This window comes from Mesorhizobium sp. M4A.F.Ca.ET.022.05.2.1, assembly GCF_003998845.1.
Taxonomy (GTDB): Bacteria; Pseudomonadota; Alphaproteobacteria; order Rhizobiales; family Rhizobiaceae; genus Mesorhizobium.
The window spans coordinates 1-5587 of sequence record NZ_RZOJ01000396.1 but is presented as its reverse complement, the minus strand read 5'-3'; the positions used below and the strand labels follow the sequence as shown (position 1 = coordinate 5587).

Genomic DNA, 5587 nt, shown 5'->3' with positions numbered 1-5587 from the left:
ACTCCTCGCTGAACTTCGTCCTGCGCTTCTGGATCCGCGACCCCCAGCAAGGCCTGACCAACGTGCGCGGCAAGGTGCTGCTGGCGCTGTGGGACACGTTCAAGGCCAACGGCATCAGCATTCCGTATCCGCATCGCGAGATTATCATGAAGCCGGGCGCGCCGAGCGGGCGATAAGGACGGCGGCCGGGCGTCGCATCGCGAGATTGCAAGACCCTCGCCATTTCATCGCCGGCTGGAGTGCCTCACCTCGTCAGGTTCTGTCCTGCAGCTGTGAGCGAACGGAACCAGAAGAGCCCTGCCGCGTCATAATACAAGCAGGTTTTCGTGGAGTGACATCGATGCCCCGGCTCGTTCTGTTGGTCGCTGTGGCGCTTGCCCTCGCTTGCGGCGGGGCAGGGGCGGCCAAGCTGGACCCAGCCACCGTCAACGAGGCGCAATTCACCGCCGAGGAACCGAAAGGCTTCAGCCCCGTCCTGCTGAAGGCAGAGATTCTTCTGGATCGCGCCCGCTTCTCGCCAGGCCTGATCGAGGGCCGTGCATCAGAAAATTTCGCCAGGGCGGTCAGGGCCTTTCAGACGGCGAATGGATTGCCGTCCGATGGCAAGCTCACGCGCGAGACCTGGGACAGGCTGATGGCAACCTCCGCGAGTCCGGCTCTGGTGACCTATGAGCTGACGCGCAAGGATGTGCGCGGACCTTTTACCAGGCATATCCCGGCCCGCATGGAGCGGATGGCCCGCCTGCCGAGGCTCGGCTATCATAATGCCACGGAGAGGCTGGCGGAGCGCTTCCATATCAGCGAGCAATTGCTCAGGCGGCTCAATCCTGGCATCGGCTTCAGGAAGGCCGGCACGAAATTGCTGGTGCCGGATGTTGGCCGGGGGGATCCTCCCGCCGCCATTGCCGGCGTCGAGGTCGACAAGGGCGCCCGCCAGGTGCGCGTGCTTGATCCTTCCGGCAAATGGCTCGCAGCTTCCATTGGCAGCGCCGAGAAGCCGGCGCCGAATGGCGAGGCGGAGGTCAAGCGCGTGGTGCGCAATCCGACCTATCACTACGATCCGGACTTCGCTTTCAAGGGAGTCAAGGCCAGGCGGCCGTTCACCATTGCGGCCGGCCCCAACAATCCCGTGGGCTCGGTTTGGATCGATCTCTCCATTGAAAGCTACGGCATTCACGGCACGCCCGAACCCGGCAAGATCGGCGCGACCTTCTCGCATGGCTGCATCAGGCTGACCAACTGGGATGCCGAGGACCTCGCCGCCATGGTGCGGAAAAGCACAAAGGTGAGCTTCAAGGACGAAATGGCGAACGCGGGCGACACGTCTCAGTAGGCTCGCGCGTTTGCGGCGCGCGTTTCAGCAGCCGATGAGGTCATTCCAATCTGATCTCATCAATACGCGAGCAAGGCCTTTCCGTATTTGGCCCACAACTGCTCGCAATCTCTGGCGCGAAGCGTTGGCGTCCCGAGGTCGCCGTACAAAACCATGGCCGCGCGAACATCGTAGCCAAGGATTGGAGCGTTGGCGAGGAACTGGACGGCCTCACCCAGACGGCGGACGTCGACAGCGGCATCGGTTTTGTTGGCGCTGTCAACTACACCAGGATCTCGGCTGCCGTGTTCCTGACTGCCAAAACAGCAGCCATCGCTTCTTCGGTCATCATGTGGCCTGCCGACGAATCGTTTCATTCACACTCGCCATCAGTGGCACAACGTTCCGCGGCGTGTCCTGAACGCGCCGAACGTTTCGCGACATTTGTTGATTGCACCTTGACGCCAACCACTCAGCCTCTTCACGCGTCAACCCAATGAGGCATTGGCTTGCGAAACCCGCGGGCTCGTCAGCGATCGTGTCAAACACGGCCCAAGTGTCGGTCGGCTCTTGGACGACCACGAAACGCACATTAGTTACTCCTAATGGAATAACGCGCGAGAACGACCGCTGTTCCGCCGCTCGGTGCTGGGTCGCCGGGTTGGACATCGCGCTGCGCTTCACCGAACACCACCGTAGCGCCAGCGCCAAGCATGCACTAACATTCCAGCCTGACCTCCTTTGGGGCCGGCCGGTGACCTGTTCAGAGGGAAGTGCCCATGACCAATCATTGCTGTGGACCGGGCTATGCTTCTCCCGCCGAGGCGATGCGGGCACCGCGCGAAAAGCTGCTTTATACGATTGCCATCTACACCGGCACGGGCATTCAGAAGCCGGACTATCTGTGCACCATCGATGTCGACCCGCAGAGCCCGACCTACAGCCAGGTGATTTCACGCCTGCAAATGCCGGGCATCGGCGATGAGCTGCATCACTCGGGCTGGAATGCCTGCTCGTCGTGCCATGGCGATGCCAGCATGGAGCGGAAATACCTGATTGTGCCGGGTGTGCGCTCGTCCAATCTGCATATTGTCGATTGCGGCACCGATCCGCGCAATCCGACCCTGTTCAAGGTCATCGACGGCGCCGAGATCAAAGCCAGGACCAATCTTTCGGCGCCGCACACGGTGCATTGCCTCGGCTCGGATATCATCGTCTCCATGCTTGGCGACGCGCAAGGCAATGCCCCCGGCGGCTATCTGCAGCTCAGCAAGGAGTTCGAGATCGTCGGCCGCTGGGAAAACTCCATGGGCGGCATCAAGTTCGGCTATGATTTCTGGTACCAGCCGCGGCACAACGTGATGGTCAGCTCGGAATGGGCCGCGCCCAACACCTTCATGCCCGGGTTCGACCTCGAAGAGGTCGGTCATCTGAAATATGGCCGCGAGATCCATTTCTGGGATTTCGAGAAGAAGGAGCCAAGGCAGACATTCTATCTTGGTGAGGATGGCCTGATCCCGCTGGAAGTGCGCTTCCATCACAATCCCGACAGCAGCCACGGTTTTGTCGGCGCGGCGCTTTCCGCCAACATCATCCATTGGTGGAAGGACGCGGCGGGCGACTGGCAATGGGAAAAGATTGTCGACGTCGACAATGAGCCGCATCCCGAATGGCCGATCCCGATACCCGGCGTGATCTCGGTCATCCTGCTCAGCATGGACGACAGGTACCTCTATCTGTGCAACTGGCTGCATGGCGACATCCGCCAGTACGACATCTCCGACCCGCACAACGCCAGGCTGACCGGGCAGGTGTGGATGGGCGGACTGCTCGGCCGCGCTCCCGAGGTCAATGGCGTCAAAGTCACCGGCGGGCCGCAGATGATACAGCTCAGCCTCGATGGCAAGCGGCTCTATGTGACGACCTCACTGTTCTCGACCTGGGACAACCAGTTCTATCCGGAAATCCGCACCAATGGCGGCTGCATGCTGATGGTCAATTGCGATACCGAAAACGGCGGCATGGCAATCGATCCGCGCTTTGTCGTCAATTTCGGCAAGGAACCGAATGGACCAAGCCGCTGTCACGAAACCCGTTATCCCGGCGGTGATTGCACGAGCGACATCTGGGTATGACCAGCTTCACCATCACGCTCGCCAACCAGGGCGGCGCGGCCTTTGAGGTCGATCGCCGCAAGCCGCTCTTGCAGAGCCTGCGCGAGCAGGGCGTGGACCTGCCCTATGGCTGCAAATATGGCGGCTGCATAAGCTGCGCGGCCAAGATGATCAGCGGCAAGGTCGATCAGAAGGCGCAGGTGGCGCTGAACAACCGCCAGATCGCCAATGGCTACATCATCCTCTGCGTTGCCCGCCCGCTGAGCGACTGCACGCTGGAGGTCGGCGTCGAAAGCCACGACAGGCTCTATCGCAACCCGTTCCTCGACCCCCTGGCCGCGCATGAATTGAAAGCCGATATTGCGACCCCGCTGGACGACAAGAAATGACCCATATGAACCATGATGAGCCCTATCCGGAGGCTTATCTGCAGGAGATCCTGAAATCGGTCAAAACCATCGCGATGGTGGGCGCCAGCCCCGACAAAACCAAGTTTTCCTATGGTGTCCTGAGGGTGCTGCACGAAACCGGCTACGACATGATCCCGGTCAATCCCAGTTCCGGCGTGGAGGAAATTCGAGGGCTTAAAGTGTATCCCTCGCTGGCGGCCATCGACCGGCCCGTCGACATGGTCGAGGTTTTCCGCCGCTCCGAAGATCTGCTGGAGGTCGCGCAGGAGGCCATCGCCATCAATGCCAAGGTGCTGTGGGGCCAGATCGGGGTGAGGGATGATGCTGCCGCCCGGCTGGCGGAGGAGGCGGGCTTGAAAGTGGTGATGAACCGCTGTCCCAAGATCGAATTGTTCCGCCCCTTCTGGAAGCCGAAGCTGCATTTGGGGATATGATCGCAGGTCACGTAATTCGGCGTGTCGGCGGTGACCAACCTGGTCCCTTTGGTGTTGGGCGTTGGTTCTGCTAGGCCGTGGGCTCATACACCCGAAGCCATTGTCGCGATCGGGGATTTTGAGATAGACTTTGCAATCTCGAAATCGTGCCGGATCCTCAGGCTTGCCTTGGGAGATGCTAATGCGCGGGTTCTTGCTTTTCATTCTGTTAGTGCTTGCACACATTCCGATTGTATCGCATGCCGCCGCCATCCACGACGCCGCCATGGAGGGCGATGTCGCGGCGATCACGGCGGCACTCGATGCAGGTGCCGGAATAGATGAGAGCGATGGCACTGCCACGCCGCTCTATCTTGCGGTGATGCTGGGCCACATCGATGCGGCAAAATTGCTCATAGAACGTGGTGCGGACGTCAACGCCCAGACGGCTTGGGGCCCTCCGCTGATGGCGGCCGTGGGGAAAGACAAGATCGATCTGTTAAATCTGTTGCTGGAGCGGAATGCAGATCCAAATTCCAACCGTGACAGCGAATCCGCCCTCCACGTCGCCGTCACTCTCGATTGTCTCGATTGTGTGAGGGCGCTGGTCGAGGCCGGCGCAGACGTGAATGCGAAGACAACGGGCGGCAAGACGCCGCTCCATATCGCAAAGAGCCGGGGGCAAGCCGAAATTGCCGCCTATCTTTTGTCGCACGGGGTTGTCTTGCCAACACCGGCTCCGATCTCAATGAAATTGGCTTCTGCCGATGTCGAGAAAGGTCGAACCTACTTCGCCCGCGTGTGTGTCAGTTGCCACACTGCCGAACCGCAGGGAGGGAACAAGATAGGACCCAACTTATGGAGCGTCGTCGGCCGCGACAAGGCATCCGTGGCAGACATGCGTTACTCCGATACCTTGCTGGGCTGGGAGGGGCTATGGACGTACGAGGACCTGAACAGATATCTCTTCGGGCCTATGCTTACCACGCCGGGCGTTAAGATGGAGACGCCTGGCGTCCCGGACGAGACCGAACGGGTCAACCTGATCGCCTACTTGCGCACACTCAGTGACAAGCCGATCCCGCTGCCCTGAATCGATGATCTCTTGCACAACTGCTGCTATGGGCCCGCGTCGGCTAGCAGATCGAACCTTACCTGAGATACGCCGCCAGATGGTCGCTGAGATCACGCGCGTCATCGCCGGCGCCGTCGATCAGCGCGGACTTGCGGCGGCGCAGGAACTGCATTCCCATCAGGTAGAGGCCCGGATGGTCGGCCACCCCGCCGTCGTGACGGACGTGGCCCCAGCGGTCGAGCACCGGCAGCTCCAGCCAGGAG

The 5587-nt window shown here is 60.8% G+C and carries 6 protein-coding genes and 2 pseudogenes; 6 read left to right on the top strand and 2 right to left on the bottom strand.

Going from position 1 to position 5587, the window contains the following annotated elements:
* A pseudogene (locus tag EN745_RS37280) lies at window positions 1-176 on the top strand (mechanosensitive ion channel family protein); the annotation flags it as partial.
* A gap of 164 nt (window positions 177-340) precedes the next feature.
* Window positions 341-1333: a L,D-transpeptidase gene (locus EN745_RS28725; RefSeq protein WP_127422800.1), complete on the top strand. Its 993-nt coding sequence runs from the start codon at window positions 341-343 to the stop codon at window positions 1331-1333.
* A 59-nt stretch (window positions 1334-1392) separates the two neighbouring features.
* Here EN745_RS28725 and EN745_RS28720 read toward each other — a convergent pair whose 3' ends face one another.
* On the bottom strand, window positions 1393-1689 hold the full coding sequence (locus tag EN745_RS28720) for a hypothetical protein (protein ID WP_189363187.1): 297 nt from the start codon (window positions 1687-1689) through the stop codon (window positions 1393-1395).
* A 402-nt stretch (window positions 1690-2091) separates the two neighbouring features.
* Between EN745_RS28720 and EN745_RS28710 the strand changes: the two genes are divergently transcribed.
* From EN745_RS28710 to EN745_RS28695, 4 genes are all read left to right on the top strand, one after another.
* Window positions 2092-3447, top strand: coding sequence for a selenium-binding family protein (locus EN745_RS28710; RefSeq protein ID WP_127406229.1), 1356 nt, complete (start codon window positions 2092-2094; stop codon window positions 3445-3447).
* Complete coding sequence (locus EN745_RS28705; RefSeq protein ID WP_126055183.1) at window positions 3444-3815, top strand: 2Fe-2S iron-sulfur cluster-binding protein; 372 nt, start codon at window positions 3444-3446, stop codon at window positions 3813-3815. The genes EN745_RS28710 and EN745_RS28705 overlap by 4 nt, the downstream gene beginning before the upstream one ends.
* Window positions 3812-4270 carry a CoA-binding protein gene (locus EN745_RS28700; protein WP_126055182.1) on the top strand — a complete coding sequence of 153 codons (459 nt, stop codon included), beginning with the start codon at window positions 3812-3814 and terminating at the stop codon, window positions 4268-4270. The genes EN745_RS28705 and EN745_RS28700 overlap by 4 nt, the downstream gene beginning before the upstream one ends.
* Window positions 4271-4451: 181 nt before the next feature.
* Complete coding sequence (locus EN745_RS28695) at window positions 4452-5342, top strand: ankyrin repeat domain-containing protein (protein ID WP_126055181.1); 891 nt, start codon at window positions 4452-4454, stop codon at window positions 5340-5342.
* Between the two features lie 58 nt (window positions 5343-5400).
* Here EN745_RS28695 and EN745_RS28690 read toward each other — a convergent pair.
* Window positions 5401-5587, bottom strand: a pseudogene (locus tag EN745_RS28690) (pyridine nucleotide-disulfide oxidoreductase); the annotation flags it as partial.